The organism is Bradyrhizobium sp. i1.15.2 (assembly GCF_040548425.1).
In the GTDB taxonomy this organism is placed as follows: domain Bacteria; phylum Pseudomonadota; class Alphaproteobacteria; order Rhizobiales; family Xanthobacteraceae; genus Bradyrhizobium; species Bradyrhizobium canariense.
Genome location: NZ_JBEPRQ010000009.1, coordinates 58367 through 79146, shown reverse-complemented (window position 1 = coordinate 79146; position 20780 = coordinate 58367). Strand labels below are relative to the sequence as shown.

19 protein-coding genes are annotated in these 20780 nt (G+C 63.6%); 8 read left to right on the top strand and 11 right to left on the bottom strand.

The genetic code is table 11. The annotated features are described in order from the left end of the window. Positions 1-3: 3 nt before the first annotated feature. Together ABIB80_RS18505 and soxC are read right to left on the bottom strand one after the other, a co-directional pair. A complete protein-coding gene (locus tag ABIB80_RS18505; protein WP_007600955.1) occupies positions 4-552 on the bottom strand; it encodes a c-type cytochrome in 549 nt (182 codons plus the stop codon). Next, the gene (soxC, locus tag ABIB80_RS18500) at positions 539-1810 is read right to left on the bottom strand and encodes a sulfite dehydrogenase (RefSeq protein WP_007600954.1); all 1272 of its coding nucleotides are present in this window, start codon (positions 1808-1810) and stop codon (positions 539-541) included. Before soxC ends, ABIB80_RS18505 begins: the two co-directional genes overlap by 14 nt. Positions 1811-1972: 162 nt before the next feature. On the opposite strand from soxC, the gene ABIB80_RS18495 reads away from it, so the two are divergent. Beyond that, entirely contained in the window at positions 1973-2470 is a 498-nt protein-coding gene (locus ABIB80_RS18495) for a GNAT family N-acetyltransferase (RefSeq protein WP_007600952.1), read from the top strand. 325 nt (positions 2471-2795) lie between these two features. Here ABIB80_RS18495 and ABIB80_RS18490 read toward each other — a convergent pair whose 3' ends face one another. The 4 genes from ABIB80_RS18490 to ABIB80_RS18475 form a co-directional block, all read right to left on the bottom strand. Further along, positions 2796-3047 carry a hypothetical protein gene (locus ABIB80_RS18490; RefSeq protein ID WP_354128121.1) on the bottom strand — a complete coding sequence of 84 codons (252 nt, stop codon included), beginning with the start codon at positions 3045-3047 and terminating at the stop codon, positions 2796-2798. Between the two features lie 58 nt (positions 3048-3105). Next, positions 3106-4224: a DUF2336 domain-containing protein gene (locus ABIB80_RS18485; protein ID WP_007600948.1), complete on the bottom strand. Its 1119-nt coding sequence runs from the start codon at positions 4222-4224 to the stop codon at positions 3106-3108. A 357-nt stretch (positions 4225-4581) separates the two neighbouring features. Then, positions 4582-8241: an AsmA family protein gene (locus tag ABIB80_RS18480; RefSeq protein WP_007600946.1), complete on the bottom strand. Its 3660-nt coding sequence runs from the start codon at positions 8239-8241 to the stop codon at positions 4582-4584. Between the two features lie 278 nt (positions 8242-8519). After that, complete coding sequence (locus ABIB80_RS18475; RefSeq protein WP_007600945.1) at positions 8520-9749, bottom strand: cytochrome P450; 1230 nt, start codon at positions 9747-9749, stop codon at positions 8520-8522. Positions 9750-9878: 129 nt separating this feature from the next. On the opposite strand from ABIB80_RS18475, the gene ABIB80_RS18470 reads away from it, so the two are divergent. The 4 genes from ABIB80_RS18470 (at position 9879) to ABIB80_RS18455 (ending at position 12068) form a co-directional block, all read left to right on the top strand. Continuing rightward, positions 9879-10490, top strand: coding sequence for a TetR/AcrR family transcriptional regulator (locus ABIB80_RS18470; RefSeq protein WP_007600944.1), 612 nt, complete (start codon positions 9879-9881; stop codon positions 10488-10490). 182 nt (positions 10491-10672) lie between these two features. After that, positions 10673-11209, top strand: a complete 537-nt coding sequence (locus tag ABIB80_RS18465; protein ID WP_219683461.1) for a hypothetical protein — start codon at positions 10673-10675, stop codon at positions 11207-11209. A 60-nt stretch (positions 11210-11269) separates the two neighbouring features. Then, a complete protein-coding gene (locus tag ABIB80_RS18460) occupies positions 11270-11623 on the top strand; it encodes a hypothetical protein (protein WP_007600942.1) in 354 nt (117 codons plus the stop codon). 22 nt (positions 11624-11645) lie between these two features. Continuing rightward, the gene (locus tag ABIB80_RS18455; protein ID WP_018454312.1) at positions 11646-12068 is read left to right on the top strand and encodes a hypothetical protein; all 423 of its coding nucleotides are present in this window, start codon (positions 11646-11648) and stop codon (positions 12066-12068) included. Positions 12069-12160: 92 nt separating this feature from the next. Here the strand turns inward: ABIB80_RS18455 and ABIB80_RS18450 are convergent, their stop codons facing one another. Beyond that, a complete protein-coding gene (locus ABIB80_RS18450; protein WP_007600940.1) occupies positions 12161-12616 on the bottom strand; it encodes a hypothetical protein in 456 nt (151 codons plus the stop codon). Between the two features lie 137 nt (positions 12617-12753). After that, the gene (locus tag ABIB80_RS18445) at positions 12754-13215 is read right to left on the bottom strand and encodes a MarR family winged helix-turn-helix transcriptional regulator (protein ID WP_245286000.1); all 462 of its coding nucleotides are present in this window, start codon (positions 13213-13215) and stop codon (positions 12754-12756) included. Here ABIB80_RS18445 and ABIB80_RS18440 point away from each other — a divergent pair. Then, a complete protein-coding gene (locus ABIB80_RS18440) occupies positions 13214-14272 on the top strand; it encodes an alpha/beta fold hydrolase (RefSeq protein WP_245285999.1) in 1059 nt (352 codons plus the stop codon). The two genes, ABIB80_RS18445 and ABIB80_RS18440, sit on opposite strands and share 2 nt — an antisense overlap. Before the next feature lie 56 nt (positions 14273-14328). Next, complete coding sequence (locus ABIB80_RS18435) at positions 14329-15132, top strand: isocitrate lyase/PEP mutase family protein (RefSeq protein WP_007600937.1); 804 nt, start codon at positions 14329-14331, stop codon at positions 15130-15132. 95 nt (positions 15133-15227) lie between these two features. On the opposite strand, the gene ABIB80_RS18430 is transcribed toward ABIB80_RS18435, so the two are convergent. Genes ABIB80_RS18430 through ABIB80_RS18420 form a run of 3 tightly spaced genes read right to left on the bottom strand, consistent with a single transcriptional unit; the run spans position 15228 to position 19805 of the window. After that, positions 15228-16532, bottom strand: a complete 1305-nt coding sequence (locus ABIB80_RS18430; RefSeq protein ID WP_354128120.1) for a glycoside hydrolase family 130 protein — start codon at positions 16530-16532, stop codon at positions 15228-15230. A gap of 43 nt (positions 16533-16575) precedes the next feature. Next, positions 16576-18852 (bottom strand): glycosyltransferase family 4 protein, encoded by a 2277-nt coding sequence (locus tag ABIB80_RS18425; RefSeq protein ID WP_354128139.1) that lies wholly within the window; start codon positions 18850-18852, stop codon positions 16576-16578. Next, on the bottom strand, positions 18840-19805 hold the full coding sequence (locus tag ABIB80_RS18420; RefSeq protein ID WP_035994260.1) for a class I mannose-6-phosphate isomerase: 966 nt from the start codon (positions 19803-19805) through the stop codon (positions 18840-18842). Before ABIB80_RS18420 ends, ABIB80_RS18425 begins: the two co-directional genes overlap by 13 nt. A gap of 631 nt (positions 19806-20436) precedes the next feature. Between ABIB80_RS18420 and ABIB80_RS18415 the strand changes: the two genes are divergently transcribed. After that, positions 20437-20721, top strand: coding sequence for a hypothetical protein (locus tag ABIB80_RS18415; protein WP_157158654.1), 285 nt, complete (start codon positions 20437-20439; stop codon positions 20719-20721). The last annotated feature ends 59 nt before the right edge of the window (positions 20722-20780 follow it).

Sequence of the window (20780 nt, the reverse complement as noted above, 5' to 3'; positions counted from 1 at the left end):
CGCTCATTTCTTGCGGAATAGTTTTGCCGGATCGAATTGCGGATCCGGAATGAAGCCGTCGCGGTTGGGCATCTTGATCTTCGGCAAGCTGTCCTTGTCGACCTTGCCGTCGGGAGGAACGATGCCGTTCAGACTCAGGATGTAGGCGGTGACGGCATAGGTGTCGTCGGTGCTGAGCGAACCCGGTGTGGGATATGGCATCGCGCGGTGAATGTAGTCGTACAAGGTCGTCGCATAAGGCCAGAAGCTGCCGACGGTCTTGACAGGCGCGCTGGAGGCGAGTGTGCCCTGCCCACCGGCCAGACGATCCTTGATCCCGCCCTGGCCATTGTCGCCATGACAGGCCGCGCAATTGTCGGCGAAGACCTGCTTACCTTGCGCAACCGTGCCGCTGCCCACAGGCAGACCCTTGCCATCGGGTGCGACGTCGATGTCCCATAGCTTGATCTCCTCCGGAGTCGCGGGACGGCCGAAATCGAATGCAAATGCGGGCGCCGCGAGCAGGCCGAGCGTGAGAGCCGCTGCGACAAGCCGATTGTTATGCGAGGACATTGCGGACCCTCCCGGCCTCGTCGATGCTCCAGGTCTGCTGCGCATTGTAGTGGAACAGCGCATTGCTCCCCGTCGCGGCGATGAAGGATTGCCGGTCCGGCTGAACGTTGCCTTGCTCATCGGTCGAGCGACTCACGATCCTTGTCGGCTTGCCGTCCCAGACCCAGTCCATCTGGAATCGAACCTGCGCCTTCGACAGCACCGGCTGATTCAGCTGCGCCTGTTTCCAGATTTTCGCGCCGTCGGTCGATATCTCGACCTTGGCGATCTTGCCATGGCCGCTCCAGGCGAGACCGGAGATTATGTTGTAGCCGGGCTGGATCTGCATCGTGCCCGAGGGCTGCGTGATGACGGAGTTGGTTTCCATCCTCAGCTGAAACTGGCGGGCCGTGCCGTTGGCCAGCAGCTGCGTGTAGCGCGCCGTTTCCCAGCGGGTCATCCAGGGCTCAGTGCCGAACTTGAGACGGCGCAGCCATTTGATGTTGAGATTGCCCTCGAAGCCCGGCATCACCAGCCGCATTGGAAATCCATGCGCGGGGCGCAGTGGTTCGCCGTTCTGACCGTAGGCGATAAAGGCCTCGTTCACGATTTCGTCGGTCAGCGGAATGCTGCGGTCGACGCCCGCGCCATCGCCTCCCTCGGCGAGCATCCAGTTCGAGTTCTTCTCCTTGCCCGAGAGACCAATCAGGAACTTCAGCGGAACGCCGGTCCACTCATTGGTGCTGACGAGGCCGTGCGTGTTCTGCACCGTCAGATCAGGGTCCGCCTTCTTCCAGTTTTCCCATCCGTTTCCAGTGCATTCGATGAAGACCACGCGCGTAACCGACGGCATCCGCTTGAGATCGTCGACGCTGAACACCAGCGGCTTCCGAACCAGGCCATGGATGAGCAGACGGTGCTGCGCGGGATCGATGTCCGGCACCCCGGAATGGCTGCGCTCGTAATGCAGATCGGTTGGCGTGATGTTGCCCACCAGCTTCTGATGCGGCGTCTTGGAATTGATGGCATCACTGGGGTCGACGTTGCGCTTGCCAGGTCCCGCCTCGGGAATGCGATCGATCTTGACGAAGCGCGATCGTTCGCTGTGCGCACCGAGATCGGCGCCGGGCCCGCGATCAGGGATTTCGGCCAGCGTTTGCGCCACCGCCGCTTCGGTCGCAACCGCGCCCAGAACGCCCGCCGACAGGCCTCCCACAAAACCACGACGCGAGACGCTCGCGGGCCGTGACGGTGATTCGATTTGCGTTTTGGACGTCATGCAATCTCCGTCGACCTTCGTGCTGATTTGGAAATTCCACCGCTTTTCCATGGGAACATTGACCGAATGCCGCCGAAATTGCCCGTTAGGATGTGTTAGAAATCATGATGGGTGGCGAAGGCGCGTCATCCTGCCCTGCTCCGAAAGCGGCTATCCGGGTCCATGGATCATTTCAGCACCGAGAACCTGACTGCCGAGAGGCTTCGTGAGGATCACCTCGCGGACCTCGTCGCATTGCATCTCGATGCCGAGGTGTCCCGATATCTCGGCGGCGTGCGCCCGGCGGAAAGGACCAAGACCTATCTCGACGCCAATATGGCGCATTGGGACCAGCATGGCTTCGGGCTGTGGGTGTTGCGAACGAAAGACGGGGCATTCGCCGGGCGAGCGGGCATCCGGCACATCCTGGTGGACGATATCGACGAGATCGAGATTGCCTATGCGTTCAAGCGCGAATTCTGGGGCCGTGGACTTGCAAGCGAGACCGCGTCCGCACTGACGGATATCGGACTGTTACACCACCAGCTGCCGTCCCTCATCGGCCTGGTCTACGTCGGCAACGGCGCATCGCGCCGCGTTCTGGAGAAGGCCAACTATCTCTTCGAGCGAAGCACATTCCGTCACGGCGAAGACGTCGTGATCTACCGTATCCGGCGGTGAGAGACGCAAGTTCGTAGGATGGGTAGAGCGAAGCGAACCCATCACGCATCAACACGCCCGGAGGCAAGATGGGTTTCGCAAGGGCTCTACCCATCCTACAGCTGCGCCGCTGTCGGCGCATTGGCGTGCCATTGAAGGAGCGGCGGTGGTACCCTGCTCTCCGTCATTGCGAGCCACCGGGTCCGCGCGAAGCGCGGCCCGATGACAGGCTCCGCGAAGCAATCCAGACCGCCTCCGCGGGAAGATTCTGGATTGCTTCGCTGCGCTCGCAATGACGGTGTGGAAACAGCCGCGTAACGCGGATGGAGCGGACGCCTCAGGTGCCCTACCTGAAATACCCCAGCACGAGATCGACATCCGCGCTGCCGGCCACCGTGCCGTTCAGCTCGGCGTCGATGACGCGGCGGCAAGCTTCGATCGCGGCGTGGTCACCGAGGTCGTTGGCGGCTTCCAGCACGAGCCAGGCGGCATCGACCGAGGCCTGGTCCGCTGCTCCCCCGCCGATCTCGCCGGCTGCGGCCTTGTTGAGGTCCTTGTTTGGATTCTTGCGAACGGCGGTGCCGAATTGAGGCAACATTGCAAATACTCCCTGCCAATTCCCGGATGATGCTCGGTGTACCTGTTCGGTGGACCGCTCAGTGCACCTGCAGCTCGGGCTGACGACCCGTGACGGGATCGGTGCCGGTCTTGCGCGACTGGTAGAACTTCAAGACGCTGCGCGAGGTCTCGATCTTGAGCTTGCCGAAATCGCGCTCGTTGTCGTGGAGCTCGCGCGCCGTGATCAGATGATCCTTGGCGCCGAGGAACAGCAGCGACATCGTGGTGTCCCATGAGAAATCGAGCGCCTTGCACAGCACCAGGATCATCTCGCGATTGCGGTCCATCATCGCACGCTCGATCACGTCGACAGGCAGCGATGACAGCAGCGACAGCCCGATCTGCACCTCGTCGAAGCGGTGCTGGCGCGCATAGTTCGAGATCGAATCCTGGTTGAGGTTGCCCTGCCGGTACTGCGTCGTCACCACGCGCTTGGCGACGAAATAGCTGCGCGAGGATGGGCCGAACTTGGATTGCAGGTCGCCGGTGACGTCGCTCACCGAACTCTGGATCTGCGCCATCATTTCTGGGCGCTCGTGCTCGAGCCGGCGGCGGACGTCCTCCGACGCCTTCGAGATCAGCTGCTGGAAGATGTGACGCGGCACGTCCTTGCGCAGGCCAAGCTGCTCGGCAAGAATCGAGTCACCCTCGGCACGGCGAACCATGTGGAGCAGGCCCGAGCCGGAGAAGCGCGCGCCCTCGTTCCGGGCAACCGACGTCACGACCTCCTGGTCGCCGCGCTTGACCAGCACGTCGGTGACGGCCTCGCCGATCGACTTGCGCTGGGCGATCGCGAGCAGATGCGACTGGCTCTTGGTCATGGCGCTCTCGATCAGCAGCTTCTCGTCGATACGATTGGAGTCGCGCAGCACGGGGCCTGCGACCTCGATCTCGTCGGCGGTCGCGAGTTGCGCAATGACATTGAGCGGAGCGTGATCGCAGGCTGCCATGACCTCAGAGAGCTGCACCCGCGCAGCAACCTCGATCTCGTCGGCGAGCCGGCCGATGACCTCGCCGAACGTGCTGATCTCGTCGTCGCTGTAGCGGCCGGTGATCAGAATGTCGGTCGCATGCCACAACGCCTTGTTCCGGCTTTCGTCGGTGCCGCGTGCGATCGCGTCGTCCAGATCCTGCAGAAGTGTTGTCGCGCCGTTCATCCCGATGACCCCAGTTCTTGGCTAGCCATCCTGCTTGTGCCGCAGGACGCCGAGTTCCTCTGGGAACAGAGACTAGGGAACAAACGCGAGAATCCGGTAAAGTCGGCAGATCAGTTTTGCCGGGCAAAATTCGTTAAAAATCGAGGGAATGAGTTTACCGGTGGGCCACCGGCGAAGGTGCGCTCCCTCTCCCGCCTGCGGGAGAGGGTTGGGAGAGGGTGTCTCAACGGAGGGATTCCCCCAGAGGAGAGAGCCCTCACCCGGCACGCGGGACGATGCTTCGCATCGCCCGGACGCGCCGACCTCTCCCGCAAGCGGGAGAGGTTAAGAAGGCGAGCGGCCCGACCTCCAAACCAATCACGGATTCGACGGCGTCAGCACCAGCGGCGGCTTGGGCCTGGGCTTTGCGGGCGGCGGGCCCGGGGCCGGCCTCACGTCGATCGGCGGGGGCAGCGGTGCGATCTGTTGGCTTGCAAGCGGCTGGCTTGTGAGTGGAGGGCTTGTCAGTGGCGGGCTTGGCGCCGCGGGAGCGGCGTGCGGCGGCTTCGGTGTCGGCGCAACCCTGATATCGGCCTTGGGCTTCGGCGGCGGCGCGCGGCGCGGATCGCGGCCGGGCATCGGCACATCCTGCAGCGACGGCTCCGGCACGGGATCCGGCGACACCAGCGTCGGCAGCGCGGCGGTCGCCGGCGGCGGCTCGCCGCGCTCGATGGCGTCCAGCCGGCGCGTCTCGCGGTCGATCGTGCGCACCGCAAGCCAGGAGGACAGCGGCCCGACATCGACGGTGCGGTTGAGCCTGTCGGGGGGACCGGCCGCGAACAGCTGGATTTCCGGCGGTGCGCCGGAGAGCCCGGTCATGATCGGCGTCAGGCTGGCGCGTATGTCGGCCTGGTCGGCGGGGATGTCGTAGCCGCCGGAGACGATGGCACGCGCGTTCTTCGCCTCCAGCGACGTTGCGCCGACGCGCAGGCGCCCGTCGCGGATCGTGAACGGGATCTGCGCCGAGGCCACTGCAATCGGACCCGCCGACAGCGCGGGCTCGACCAGTTGCCGCAGCCGGTTGTCGTCGGCAATTTGGCCGCCGTCGCTGGCGCGGATGGCGATCTCGAAGGCGCGCGGATTGAGGCCGGAGATTTCAGCGGATTCGAGCGTCACCGTGCCGTTGCCGGCGAGCGCACCGGTGAGCGCCGCGACGCTGCGGCCCTGGCTGATCAGCGCCATCTGCGCCGAGGCGCGTCCCTTCGGCAGCGCAAGGTCGCGGTAGCGCAGCGCCGCCGCGTCGACATTGCCGAGTTCGATGCGCGCGTTCAACGTCAGACCATTGGCGCCATTGCGCGCATCGAGGCTCGCCGACATCTCGCCGCCGCCGACGCCGCCCTTCATTGCGTCGAGCGCGAGCGACTGACCGTCGCTCCGGACCGTGCCGCCGAAGGGGCGCAGCTCGATGCCGCCGGGCAACGTGCCGTGCAACGCCTGGAAGGCGACGCGGCCGCGCCAGCCGCCGAGAAGCCCGGCATTCAACGGCGCATTGGCATCGTGTCCGGCCGCACCGATGGCCATCGCGAGCGCCGGCACGAGGTCGAGCGTGTCGAGGCCGACTTCGCCGTCGACGGTCTTCTCCTGATCGAGCGTCACCGCCAGATGACCGCGCAAATGCGAGCCGGCCAGTGTGCTGTCGAGATCGTTGAAGGTCAGGCGGTTGCCGGCGAGGCCGACGCGCGAGGACAGATTGACGCTCTGCACCGATTTATCGGCCAGGCTGGTCCCGAACAGCGGGGCCAGATTGGCGTTGCGCACGCGCAAATTCACGCTGCCTTTCGGCTCCGACAATTCGACGTTGCCTTGTGCGTCCGCGTCCAGCCCGCCGCCGCTAAGCTTTGCATTCAATTGCAGCTGATGGTGCCACGCGCCGCTCAGATGGCCCTCGAACTGCGAAGCGCCCTCGCCTGCGGCCAACACGCGATCGAGCCCGAGCAGCGCCAGCAATGCACTGGCCTGCGGTGTCGAGACTTTCGAATCCAGCGTGAATTCGCTGTTGCGCAAACGGTCGATGTCGATGCCGTTGAGGGCGGCCACCGGCGTCTGCGCGGCCAGCGTCGCGGTGGCCTTGAGTTGCGGCGCGTCGAGCTCGATCACCGCGCGCGCGTCGTTGCGATCGGCATGCTCGGCGTTCTTGTCGAGGCTGAGGTCGAGCTTGAGGCGGGTCGCACCTGGCAGCGACGGGATGGCGTCGAAGCGCGCGCGCACCGACGGCGCAAACGGCTCGATCAGTGCGGTGAGATCGCGCAGCGAATTGGCGGAGGATTTCAGCGCGAGCTTGCCAATGGCCTTGGCGCGGTCGAAACTGCCGCTCGCTTCCGTGGTCACGCCACTGGCCTGGCCGAACCGCAACTGCTCCAGCGAGAGCGACGCCGGACCGTAGCCGAGTTTCGCGGTGAACGGCCGCAGCTCCTGCCCGGCCGAGATCGCGCGGCCGATATCGAGCGACAGCTTCGCTTCCTCCGGCCATTCGCCCTGCGGCCCCGAAAGCGCGCGCACGAAACTCGCGGCGGCATCGAGGTCGAGGCGATCGGCCTTGAGCTCCGCGTCGATCCGCGAGCCCTTGCTCGCGCCGGTCTGGACGAAAGCGATGCGGCCCTCGACCGCGCCGCCCTCGATCTCGGCCTTCAACCTGTCGATGGCGAAATGGTTGGCGGCAATGGTCACGTCACCGGCAAGGCGCATCGGCCGGGTGCTGCGGCGGTTGACCTCGCTGCGGCCCTGAAGCCAGGCCACCAGCGTATCGGGATCGGAGGAATCGACGCTGAGACGGCCGCTGAAACTGTCGGCGCCGGGCGTCGCGCCGTTGAGCGAGAGCTGCGTCTGGCCTGGCGCGCGCAGCTCGAGCCGCTGGAAGGTCCAGGATCGTCCGTCGGTCGCAAGCTCGGCCGTGATGTTCTGGAGCGGCCGGCCGCCGAGCATGATCTGGTCGGAGTTGAACTCGATCTGTGCCGGGATCGGCGCCTGCGGGATTGCGGCGAGACCTGCGCGGAGCGCCGGAAGGATGCGCTGCGGCTCGGTATCGTTCTTGGCCGTCAGCTTGTCGGCATCGACCTGGCGCGCTGACAGCACCGCGCGCAGCAGCGGCGAGGCCCCGAACCTGACATCGCCGACGCCGCCGAGCTTCAGCGCGGAGTCTTCGGGCCCGAAGCTGGCGTCGACCTGCTCGAACTTGGCGCCGGCCGGATCGGCCTTGAGTTTCGTCGTGAGCTTCCAGGGCATCGGCCCCGCATCGCCCGACTTCTTCGGCGCGGGCACCGCGAGTGTCAGCGCGCCTTCGAATTTCGGCAGGCGATTGTCGAAGGCAAGCACGCCTTCGAGATCGGCGAGAATCGCGCGCTCGCCGGGATCGATGTTGAGGTGGAGGCGGGTGGCATTGCCGTCGGCGCTCGGGCCGGAGGAGACGCGGAACGGATAGCGCACCCCAGCGGCGGTGAAACTGCCGTCGCCCCGGACCGAGCCGGCCAGCGAGCGCACGTCGCCGGAGAAGGCGATGTCGTTGAGCTCCAGCGTCGAACGGCTGGCGGCATCATGCAGGGCAATGCGGCCGGTGAGGTTCAGCCGCTCGATCGCCAGCGAAGCCAGATTGAAGCTGCCGCTTGCGGTGGACGGCAAATCGACCCGCCCGCGCGCGTCGAGGCCGAGATCGACCGCCATGCCATTGACCGAAAGCTCGGTGGCGCGCCATTCGCCGCGCATCAGCGAGCTCAGGCTGAACTCGACGTCGAGCTTGTCGGCGCGCAGGCGGCCGAGATCGTTGTTGCCGCCGAAGGTGACCCCGCGCAGCCGCAGCGTCGGCGCCGGCAACAGCCGCGCGTCGAGCTCGCCCGCCACCCGCACCGGCACGCCGATGATCCTGCCGGCCTCCGCTTCGAACTGGGGCCTGAACTGGTTCCAGTCGACGAAGTAAGGCCCGATCAGAGCGGCCAGCAGCGCTAAGATAAAGGCAATCGCCAATCCGAGCAGCGTCGTCTGCACGGGTCTCCCCTCGGCCAAACCGGATGCGGGCCTTGCCTGAGCCGCAGGGCCTCAGACGTACCGGAACAGCCCCTTATATAGGGAGAAGTGTGGCGAAGTCACAGCGACTGTTGCGCGCGGAGGTTAACGCGGGTGTGAGACCCTCATGGTGAGGAGGCGCGAAGCGCCGTCTCGAACCATAGAGGCCCCGCTCTCGCCCGCGGCCATCCTTGGAGACGCCCGCCTTGCGGGCTCCTCAGGATGAGGGCCAATGCTCGCAGAATCAGTGCTGGCGGCCATCACCAGCTCGCAGGCAGCCGCTTCAGGCCGCGTAGTACGAAGGTCGGCCGCCATTCCGGGTTTTCGAGGTCGTCGATGCGCAGGTCGGGCAGCCGCCGCAACAGCGTGGCGATGGCGATCTCGGCCTCGAGGCGGGCCAATTGGGCTCCCAGGCAGAAATGGATGCCACCGCCGAACGACAGCGGCCTCACGTTCTGGCGGGTGACGTCGAGTCGGTCGGGCCGGTCAGGATAGACCGCCGGGTCGCGGTTGGCCGAGCCAAGCAGGCAGAGCACGGTCTCGCCCTTCGGGATCTTCGCGCCGCCGACATCGTCGATGTCCTCCAGCGCGACCCGCCCGGTCATCTGCACCGAGGAATCGTAGCGCAAGAATTCCTCGATCGCGCCCACCATCAGCTCAGGCTGCGCCTTCAAAAGCGCGAGCTGGTCCGGATTGCGATGCAGCGCCAGCAGGCCGTTGCCGATCAGATTGACCGTGGTCTCGTGGCCGGCGCCGAACAACAGGATGATGTTGGCGGTCAGTTCCTCGTTGGTGAGCTTGTTGCCGTCTTCCTCGGCTTGCACCAGCTGGGTGATGAGATCGTCGCCGGGATTTTTGCGACGCAGCTCGAACAGCTGCTGGAAATACATCTGCGCCATCATGTTGCCGGCGTTGCCCTTGGCAATCTCCTCCGGCGAAAGCGGCACGGGGTCGAGCAGCCGTCCGCCGTCGCGTGAGCTGTTATAGAAAGTCTCGCGATGGTCCTCGGGGATGCCGAGCATGTCGCAGATGATGGTGACCGGCAGGCGGAAGGCGAAATCCTCGATCAGGTCCATGTGGCCGCGTTCGATCACGGCATCGATGGTCCGGTCGACGATCTGCTGGATGCGCGGCCGCATGTCCTCGACGCGGCGGGCGGTGAAGGCCTTCACGACGAGGCCGCGCAGGCGGGTGTGGTCGGGCGGATCGGCCTGCAGCATCCAGTGGCTCATGCTGCGGAAGACCGGCTCCTCCATGATCTTCTCGCTATAGCGGCGCTTGGAACGCTCGACGAAATCCTTGCCGAAGCGCTTGTCGCGCATCACGAGGCTGACATCGGCATGGCGGCTGGTGACGAACTGGCCGAACGGCGTCACGTGAATCGGGTAGATCGCGCGGAGCCGGTCATAATGCGGATAGGGATCGCGGATGAAGTCCGGCGACAGCGGATTGAACAGCGGACCGCCGGCGCCTTGCACGTGCTCGTTCATGGTGACCTCATATCGGTTGCCGCATGAATCGAATACGCCGGGCAGCCCCTGTTGCGCAGCGTAACCATCCCTGAATTATCAACCCGATACATTGTTGTATCGAGTTGCATTCTGCCCTAACCTGCTCCGATGTCAAGGGTGAGAACCAGGCCGACCAGGGACGACACGCGCGACAGGCTGTTCGAGGCGGCCGCGCGCGTGTTCGAGGAGGATGGCATCGGCGGCGCCAGCATCGAGGCGATCGCAGCGGCGGCCGGATTCAGCCGCGGTGCGTTCTATTCCAACTTCAAGAGCAAGGACGAGCTGATCATCGCCATGATCGAGGACCATGTCGCGCAGTCGATCCGGCGCAACATGGACATCCTCGCGCAGCACGACAATCTCGACGACTTCATCGCAGCGCTGAAGGCGATGGATCGCACAAGGCAGGACCCGCTCGGCCGCTCGCCGCTGCTGCACATGGAGATGATCCTGTTCGTCGCGCGCGCCGAGAAGCGCCGGCCGGAGCTTGCAAAACGCCTGCGCGCCCGGCGCAAGCTGGTCGCCGACATCGTCGAGGCCACACTGAAGAGCAACGCAAAGGACGACACGCTCAATCCGCCATGGATGGCCTCCGTCGTGCTGGCGCTGGAAGACGGCTTTCGTCTGCATCGCCTGATCGATCCGGAGACGACGCCGGCCGACAGCTTTCTGCGCGCGATCACTGATCTGCGGCGCAGGACGGGATTGTCGTCGAAGTAGCGTTTGTTTTCTTCAGATCGTCGCGCTGTTCCCGCTCGACATCGGCGCGCCGCGCCGCTGGAACCTCGTCGCAGTTCTCGCGCGCATTTTCCACATCGTCATACCGATCCAAGGAACGTTTCTGCAGCTTGCCACTTTATCCCGGGCCTGTTTTGGCAATTTGATCATTGGAGGAGACAGCGATGAGGATTCTGAAATTGTCTGCGGCCGCAGCCGCGCTGCTGGCCGGTACCGCGCTCGCCGTGGCGCAGTCGAGCTCGACGGTCGGCACTGGCGGCTCGTCAGCCGGCGGCGGCACCAGCAACTCGACGATCGGTACGGGCGGTTCATCGGCAGGTTCGGGCAGCGGCTCAGGCTCGGCCTCGACGCTTGGCACCGGCGGCTCGTCCGCCGGCGGCGGCACCAGCAGCTCGTCCATCGGCACCGGCGGCTCTGCCGCGGGCTCCGGCAGCGGCTCAGGCTCGGCCTCGACGCTCGGCACCGGCGGTTCGTCGGCTGGTGGCGGCAAGAGTTCGTCCAGCGTCGGCACGGGCGGCTCTGCGGCAGGCTCCGGCTCCAACTCCGCATCGACGCTCGGCACCGGCGGCTCGTCGGCCGGCGGCGGCAAGAGCGGCTCGACCGTGGGAGCCGCCGGCTCCTCCGCGGGACATGCCAGCGACATGGGCATGGAAAAGGGCAAAGGCCACCACAAGGACGAGATGAAGAAGGACAAGGACTGACATCCCGGCCGGCGGAGCGGCAGCAATGCCGCTCCTTCGTCCTTCCTGAGGAGGACTGGCATGAACAGATCAATCGTTGCGATCGCAGTTTTGACTTTGATGAGCAGCGCCGCTGTGGGGGAAACCATGCAGAAAACCGGCAAGACCGCATCCGGCGAGACCTGCCGGGTCACGGTGGAAAAACATCCCGACGGCAGCATTACCGCGCTGGGGTCATCGGGTTCAGGCACAACCGGCTCGACCTCATCGAGCGGCTCGCTGTCGAGCTCGAGCTCGGCCGGCGGATCGTCGGTGCACGTCCAGGCCGGTGGCGGCAACGTGTCGAGTTCGTCCTCGACGGCCGGCGGCCCGGGTTCGACCAGTGCGAGCACCGTCACAGTCAACGGCTGCACCATCTCGACATCGTCGCCATAGCAAAAGGATTTCACAGATGAGAATGTTGATCGCGACCTCGTCGGTCGCACTCCTGCTCGCCGCCGCCTCGCCGTTGTCGGCGCAAACCAGCATGACCGGCGGCACCGGCGGCTCGGCTGCAGCCGGCGGCACCTCGGCCAGCACGCTCGGCACCGGCGGCACGTCGACGTCGGGCTCCGGACAGACCGGCTCGTCCATTGCAGCCGGCGGCAGCGCCGCGTCTGCCAACGGCAAGGCGCAGTCCGGCACCAGCATGAACAAGGGCAACGGTCCGGTGCTCAATTCCAATGCGCGCGCGCAGGCGCACGAGGGTGGTACGTTCAGCCGCTCCCACACCCGCACGAAAGTCAAGGCGGGCGAGGAGGTCGGGTCCACCACCAAAACCATGTCGCACGTGCCGGGCTCCAAGCCGACCATGTCGACGACATCGACGAACGTGCGCTGAACCATCCTCACGAGACTGCTGCCCGCGATTTGCGGGCAGTTTTTTCTTTGTGAGCAGATTTTTTTTGTAAACAGGTTTTTCTTTGTGAACGATCAACCGCCGCTCAGCGTGTGGCTGACGCGGGTTACGACTGCATCCCACTGCCGCTTCTCGGCGGCCGGGTAGTTGATCAGCACGCAATGCACGTAGCGGCGGCCAAAATTGCAGCGGTCGTACCAGATCTTGCCGCCCCGGGTGCTGGAGACCACGAAGAAGCGCGGCGTGATGCGCTTGTAGGTGATGCCGGACGGCGGATTCTTCCGCGCCAGGAAAGCCGCCGGTGAACTGCCTTCGTTCGGAACGGCCTGCACCGTCAAATCCGCCCGGCCGTCGCTGGTCCGGTACTGCATGCCATAGCCGTCGGGCCGACCGGCTTGCTCGGTGAAGATGGACGAAGGGATGTCGACACTGGTCCCGGTCTCGGGAATGCGATAGCCGCTCCAACTCTCCGCACCGGCAGCAGCCGGCAAGGCAGAGAGCATCACAAGGATGGCGGCGATCTTCTTCATCGTATGGCCCAGTTTGCGCTCGACGGCCGACAACGTGGAGAAACGCCGGACGTTCCTATCCGCGACGTGAACGCGCGTTGCGCCCCGAGTCGCTCGACCAGACCTCGCAAGCCGGATGATGGCGTCGAGTGCACCCGCTAGCGAGCGCGTTTGCCCTTGTCCGTGGGCAACGGGCAGTTCGTACAAGCGCTGTCGTCGCACATGCGACAGATCGTGAAGCGATCCATCTCGGACGTATCCTGCCGAGCCAACAACTCGTGGAGCAGCGTTTCGAGTCGTTTCGTTTCAGCCGGCGACAGCACATCCAGAAGCGACGCGACGGCCGAAATTCGCGACGTCATCAACTCGTTGCGGGTTGAGGCGCCCTTCGCTGTCAGGTGCAGAGCAACCTCGCGGCCGTCCTGTCCGGGCCGACGTTCGACCAGCCGATCCGACACCAGACGGTCCACCAGCCGGACCGTTCCTGAATGCGACAGGCCAAGGATCCGCCGCAGCTTGTCGTTGGTCATGCCCTGGCCATAGCCGATGACGATCAGTGCGGCAGGCGTCTCGCCGCCGCGGCCTATGACCTCGCGCGCACCCTGCTCGATCCGATCCATGACGGCGAGCGAAAGCGCCCCCAGCAAATTTGCGATTCCATTTTCCATGAGCCGGACAATATGTGCGGAGCGCACAAAAAACAACTTGACGAATATGTGCGCTCCGCACATATTTTGCCCGCGGGGCACGATGACATGGAGAATGACGATGAATATCGGGAGCGCGGCACGACAAGCGGATGCCCAAGCGAATACCAGAGGCATTGAACCCGCCTTGAAATACGTGCAGGCCAACGGCGTGCGCTTCGCCTATCTCGAACAGGGCGACGGCCCTCTTGTCATGTTCCTGCACGGCTTTCCCGACAATGCCTGGTCGTATCGAAAGCAGCTGCAGGTCTTCGCGGATGCAGGCTATCGTGCGGTCGCGCCGTTCCTCCGCGGCTATGCACCGACCGAGATTCCGGCGGACGGAGTTTTCGATCCGATCGCACTGGGCAAGGATCTCGAAGCCCTTATCGCGGCGCTGAGCGACGACGGACAGGCGCGCGTCGTCGGCATGGATTGGGGCGGCACCTCAACCTTTCAGGCGCTGGCCACGGCGCCATCGGCGTTCAAGGCCGCCGTGGTCATGAACACCGCACATCCGATTACAATTTCGAGCATCAGACGGGATCCGGAGCTCGTTCGAGCCGTCTTCCATGTCTATTTCTTCCAGCTTCCCGGCGCCGTATCCGCGGTCAGTACCGAGGGACTTCCCTTCGTCGACTATCTCTGGAAGCTGTGGTCGCCGACATTCAACAATGCCGAGCACATCCGTTCAATCAAGGAGACGCTCAGCTCGCCCGGCACGATGGCCGCGGCGCTTAAATATTACGGAGGCCTGACCGATGCGGGGCTCGCGCGCCGGCTGCCGATCAATGACATGCACACGCCGACGCTGACGATCTATGGCAGCAACGATCCGACCGCAAGGTACTCGGTCAAGGAGGAGCCGCTGTTCAAGGGGCCGCACCAGCGGATTGTCCTGCCCGATGTCGGGCACTTCCCGCACCTCGAGCGTGAGGAAGAAGTCACCGGCCTGATCATGGACTGGTTCAAGACGCACGCGCCTGACTGAACGCAGAGGGCGTGGCCCACAACATCCTTCGAGTTCTCTAATCCGGAGTACGCGCAATGGACGCCAAGACCCAACAGCAATATGCCGAGACGTTTCATGCCCTTCACAGGAAGGGCGATCCGCTCATCCTGTTCAACGCCTGGGACGCCGCCACTGCCAAAGCTATCGCGAAGACCTCTCCGGCCATCGCGACCAGCAGCAGTGCGGTCGCCTCCGCACTTGGATACGCCGACGGAGAAAATGTCCCGCTCGACATTGTGACCGGCCTGGTGTCGCGGATGACCGCGGCCGTCTCTGTTCCCGTCTCAATCGATCTGGAGGCTGGATATGGCGACACCCCAGAAGCCGCCGCCAGATCGGCGACCGAGATTTTGAAAGCCGGCGCCGTCGGCATCAATCTCGAGGACGGACTATCAGGGGGAAAGCGCCAACTCGTCAATCCCGAACGCCATGCCGCCAAGATCAAGGCCGTGCGGCACGCTGCAAAAGATCTGGGAGTTCAGCTGTTCATCAATGCGAGAACGGATCCGTTTCTGCTCAAATTCGGATCGCCGGACGAGTGCATGAACGAAGCGGCAAGCCGGGCGAAGGTCTATGCCGAGGCCGGCGCCGACGGAATTTTCGTGCCCGGCCTCACCGACCTCGCGCTCATTGAAAAGTTCGTTCAGCTCACGCCTCTGCCGGTCAACATCATGGTGACACAAGGCGTTCCCGCACTTCCGGATCTGGCCCGCGTCGGCGTTCGGCGGGTCAGTCTTGGGCCATGGCCGATGATGGCAGCGATGCGGATGATCGGAAAGGCCGCGGCCGCGGTCGCCGCGACCAAGCAATACGGCACGTTCCTGCAACCGGATGCCTGAGCCCGGACATCACCCGTTCGAAGCAATGTTCTGCGCCGACCGCTTCACGCTTTTCCAATCCATCGGATGGACATCGAGAACGGTCAGCGCAGTTCCTATGCACTACTGTCCATGGCCGCAATCAAGGATGCAATCTCGATGGTCGCGAAATTGCAGAAGCTGTCGGAGACCGCGTAGGGGAAGATGATCTTGTCGCGGTGGCGCATCGCGCCGCAGGTGTAGACGACGTTCGGAACATATCCTTCGCGTTCGGAAGGGTCCGGGCGCAATAGCGGCTCGCGCAGGCGGCCGAGCACCTTCGAAGGGTCGTTCTTGTCCAGCAGCGCGGCCCCGATCGAATATTTCCGCACAGGGCCGACACCGTGCGTCAGCAGCAGCCATCCCTCATCGAGCTCGATCGGAGATCCGCAATTGCCGATCTGCACGAACTCCCAGGGGTATCGCGGCTTCAGGATCGGCTGCCCGCCATCCCACGTATGGAGATCGTCGGAAAAGATCAGATAGAGGTTCTCGTTATCCTGGCGCGCGATCATCGCATATCTGCCCCCGACCTTGCGCGGGAATAACGCCATGCCCTTGTTGCGCGCGGCATTGCCCTTCAGCGGCGATAGCCGGAACGATACAAAATCGGACGTCTCGATCAGCTCCGACCGGATCGCCCGTCCACTATAGGCGGTGTAGGTCGCGTAGTAGATCGTCTTGCCCGCGTTGCTGAAATGCACAAAGCGCGCATCCTCGATCCCGTTCGACTGCGCTTCGGTGACTGGAAAAATCACCCGCTCGCTAAGATCCTGCCCAGCCGCGAATGTAACATCAATCTCGTCGCCGCCGGCGCCCGATGTCAGCTTGACGAGATCGGGGCTGGATGCAAGACGCGCCGTCGCGTCGATCGTCACAGTCCCGTCTTCCGCAATAAGTCCCGAGCGAAATGTCAGCGAAGACACATGACCCTCGCCGACGGCACGAAGACTCAGGATGAAGCGGAGGCTGCCTTCCGGCGTTCCGGATTGATCGGGATGTGGCACGATACTCGGATTGAACAATGCCGAGGCCTCGAACGAATATTCGTTAAGAAAATAGGCGCCCGCGAGTTGGCGCTGCACCTGCGTGAATACAGCATGGTCGGCCAGCGCCTCTTCCATTTCCGCGGCGCGTGCCTCGAAAATCTGCAACAGGTTGCGGTGACGGCCGAGGAAATTCTCCAGAACGTCGGCCAATTGCCGGTCAGCCGTCTCGGGATCGAGCGCGAGGACCCGTTCGACGATATGGTTGGCGCGGGTCTTGTCTGTCGGATTGAGGTCGCGCGGCTCGGTTGCCGGCTTGAAAGGCCGAACGATGACACGGGTCGGATCAGGCCGCAGCTGAAGGGCTTGGCGTTTGAGGAAGGGAGATTGCGACAAAACGGCCTCGATGGGTTGAAGGAGGAAATTGTAACCGGCTCCGTCAGGCGACGAGAGGAGCAGGCTTGGCCCGGCTTTCGCTCAGGCGGGCAATTTGCCGAATCTCGGAAAGCCCAAGCAAATACGACACCACGGATTCCCCTCCGCGATTCTCATTGGGACGATCGGGGTGCAAGCCATCCCGGCAGCTTCCGGTTTCCAAATCGACCAGCGAGGCCGATAGATCGTTGCTGCCCAGAAACCACGCAAAGACCCGCGCGGCTTCGGCTTTCCACTCGACATCGTGATCGGCCCGCCATGCGGCAAGGCATGCCGCGATGGTCGCCGCGGCCTCCAGCGGCTGCTGGTCGAAGGCTTGCGAGGGTTGGCGTCGCTCACCAAATCCCGCCGTGCCGATCGGGCGGAATTGGCCCTTCGCCGAAGTTTGCCTCTTCACAAGCCAGCGCAGCGACTCCAGCCCGATATTGACATAGCGCGATGTCTTACTCGCCAGGCCCGTCATGATCAGCGCCTGGGGCAAGCGCGCGTTATCGTAGGCCAACCCATCCTCGAACCAGACCCAATCGCCTGTTGCCACGGTGTCGAAGATCAAGATCAACCGATCGGCAAGCACGGCACGCAAACGGGTCGCCTGGACATCGTTCGGGACAGCCGAGCAGTATGCATCAAGGCCCAGCAATACGAACGCCCACGCACGGGGCGAACGAAACTCTTCCGCTGTTGCCATCGCTTCAGAAAACAGCGCCGCGGCCCATGAGCGCCGCGACGTGCTGGCATCGGTCAACGCGCACACGCCCAAGGCCCAGAGCGTGCGTCCGTGACTATCCTCCGACCCCTGGTCCTCCAACCAGCAGCGGTTGAAGCCCATGAAATTGCGAAATCGTCGTGTATCCGGATTCCAGGCGTGCTGGACGAAGGCGGCAAATCGCGCCGTCAGGGCTTCCGGCAGCCGCTCTTCGCCCGGATTGTTGAGTGCACAGGCCACGAGCAGCGCCCGGGCGTTGTCGTCGACGCAATAGCCGTGGGCACGATCCGGCACGCTATGAACGGCATGCTGAAACAGTCCCGTGTCGTCACACATCGACAGGAAATGACCGAGCTGCGTTTCCGGCGGGGCGCGGCTGTCGCGCAGCAGCGTACCAGTATCCGTGCGCGCAATGGTCTTGAGCCGATGCCGTCGGCCGGCGTTCTCGAAGACCGACATATAGCGTTCGGCGGTTCTTTCCCACGTCATCGCGCGGCTGCTCGAATAGGCGCGCTTGCGCATCGCCTGCCGAAGCACATCGTTGGTCAGCAACTTGGCGATTTCAATGCCGAGCGCTGCCGCATCGCCAAACGGAACCAGGATGCCGCGGCCATCGGCCAATAGTTCACGGGCATGCCAATACGGGGTGGACACCACGGCTTTACCGAGGCCGAAACTATAGGCCAGCGTGCCCGAGGTCATCTGGGCCTCACTGAGGTACGGCGTCACGTAGACGTCGGACATCGAGATGAAATCGAGCAGCGTTTTCTTGTCGACGAACTGATCGAGGAACACGACGTGATCCTCGACGCCAGCCTGGCGCGCGTGCGCCATCAGGGACTCACGATAGGCTTCGCCACGATCGCGCACGAGGTTGGGATGCGTCGCACCGAGGACGACGTAAACGGCGTCGGGTCGGGTCTTCAGAATCGAAGGCATCGCATCGATCATGACTTCGATACCCTTGTTCGGCGACAGCAATCCGAAGGTCAGGATGACCGACTTGTTGCTGAATCCGAGCGCAGCCTTGGCCGCGTCGGGTTCGACGAACGCAAATTCCGGGATACCGTGTGGGATGATTTCGATCTTCTCGTCAGCCACGTGGTAGACGGAACGCAACAACTCCCGACCCTTCTCCGCCATCACGACGACCTTGGACGAGCATTCGACGATGCGCGCGATGACGTCACGCTGAGCCTCCGTCGGCTCGGACAAGATCGTATGCAAGGTTGTCACGATCGGTATGGTCAGGCGCGACAGGAGCGCCATGATCTGGCCTCCGGCCTCGCCGCCGAAAATGCCGAACTCGTGTTGCAGCGAAACGGCCTCGAAGCCGCCGCTGTTCAGATAAGTGGCCGCACGGACATAATCATCTTGCCTGTCGTCGTTGATCTCCAGGCCCACGGTGGGAGGATAATCGTAGACCTGGCCGTGATCGGTCATCGCGACGATGACGGTCTCCAGATCACTCCGGGACGCCGCAATGGCGCTCTGCAAGTCGGTGGTGAAGGTCGCAATGCCGCAGCGGCGGGGAAGCGAATTGCCGATGAATGCGATACGATTTACGGCAGCCAATTTGGCGTCTCCGATTGTTTGAGCGCGGCGGTCTCGAAGGGAGACGCGACCAGGGTGCTGGGAAAGGCGTGCGGTGCGCGACTGGCGCTCGCGGCGCTGCGCTCTATCAACGCAGCGAGGTTTATCTTCGGGCCGGGATAGGCCAGTAGCGCTTTCAACCCGTTCGCACCGACCTCGATTTCCGCATGGTCGGCTTCCAGGAAGATCGCCTCCCCCGGCGCCAGCCTCGTCGAGCCGAGTTGGGCCTGGCCTTCTATCGCCAGCAGCCAGGTCTCTTTCGGTGCGTCGAGCATCCAAACGGAGCCCGGAGCAAGGTCAATTTGCTCCAGCGCAAAATATGAATTGACCGTGAGGACCGTTCGCGCGCCGCTCAGACGTTCGGACGGCAATTGGATCTGGCGCGGGCCTGCTGTCGCCACCGCGACGGCATTGTCGATGTGCAGTTGGCGCTGTCGTCCATAGTCGAACAGCCGGAACGTGGCGTCGCTTTGCTGCTGGATTTCGACGAGCACGATGCCGGCGCCGATCGCATGTACGGTTCCGGCAGGAATGAAAATGGCGTCGCCTGGATGAACCGGCTGCCAATCCACGATATCGGCGATCGAGCCGTCAGCGATTGCCGCTCGCAACTCTGCGGCGGAGCGCGGATGGTTCAGTCCCACCGCGACCCTAGCACCGGGGATCGCGGAGACGATGTACCAGGCTTCGGTCTTGCCGTTGGCAAGCCCGATCGAGCGCGCGAACGCATCATCCGGGTGAACTTGAATCGATAGCGGCTCGGAGGTGAAGAGCATTTTGAGCAGCAACGCCGTCTCCGGCCCAGCAAGGCCCGGACGCTCGAACCACAATTCCCCGATCGGGCCGTCGCTCGTCGACGCCAGGCTCCAGGGCCGCAGATCGAGACTGCCCCAGGGCTTCGGCTTGGTTCGCACGATAGCATGTTCGATCGTCAAGCGGGCCCCCAAAGGCTGTGCGATCAATCGTTGACTGTTCGTGCCGGGCGCGGGCCGGTCCAGGGCGGAAGCGCATCCCATTCGGCCCTTCGCATGCGGCGCTCTTCATCGCCGACCTTCACGAAGACAAACGGAGCGTCGTCCTGCCCGGTCTTCGATCCCGTGAATGTGGCCGGAAGCCCGTTCGAATTTCGGATCGTTGCTGTGTTTGCCACGTAGCCTCCTGACGACCTGCGTGCGAGATCGCTGCTGCAGATCAATTGAAAATGGATTCCGCTGCATGAAGGCCGACGCAGCGACCCGCAGCGGCACCGGAGATACCAATCAGTCCAGGAGATTTGTATTTTGGGATATCGGACATCCGACCGCCTTCGTGGTTGAGGCGGGAGCGCAATGCTCTCAGTCACCGATAACTGCCAAGGGCGGGCGGCGATATCGAGCATATAGGAACGCTGTCGCCCAATAGCGAGACGAGAGCATCAATCAGATCGGCTTTATTAGCTGTATCTTTGTGTTGGCATTGCTCTATGGTCACACGGCCTGACGTCTGAGTTGACAGGGCTCATCGCTCGATTTCAATACTGGCCGGCTGATCCCCCTCTCAGAAGGGTTTTCGGCAATCGGATGTCGCATGGTTTCAACGGACCGTTTCCGGCAAGAGATTCGATCCCGGCTCGAATTGGCGAATGCGCAAGGCCTTAAGAACGTGACCATCGAGTGTGGCGAGCTTTACCGGTCCATGAGCCCGCTGCCCACGTTCAATCGATGGATGATCTTCTGCTGCAATGCTATGCGCGCGGAAATGGCCTTGACCGATCATTTGATTTTCGACGACAGGAACGAAAGCTTGCTGACCGTTCACTATGCATTGCCGCGTCAATGCCGACCAAAGCCAAACCAGGCACGATCGAAGTAACGCGTTTCGTTGATTTCGATGGCTAGCCCGTCGTTGCTGCCGTGGCGGCTCCGAGAGTA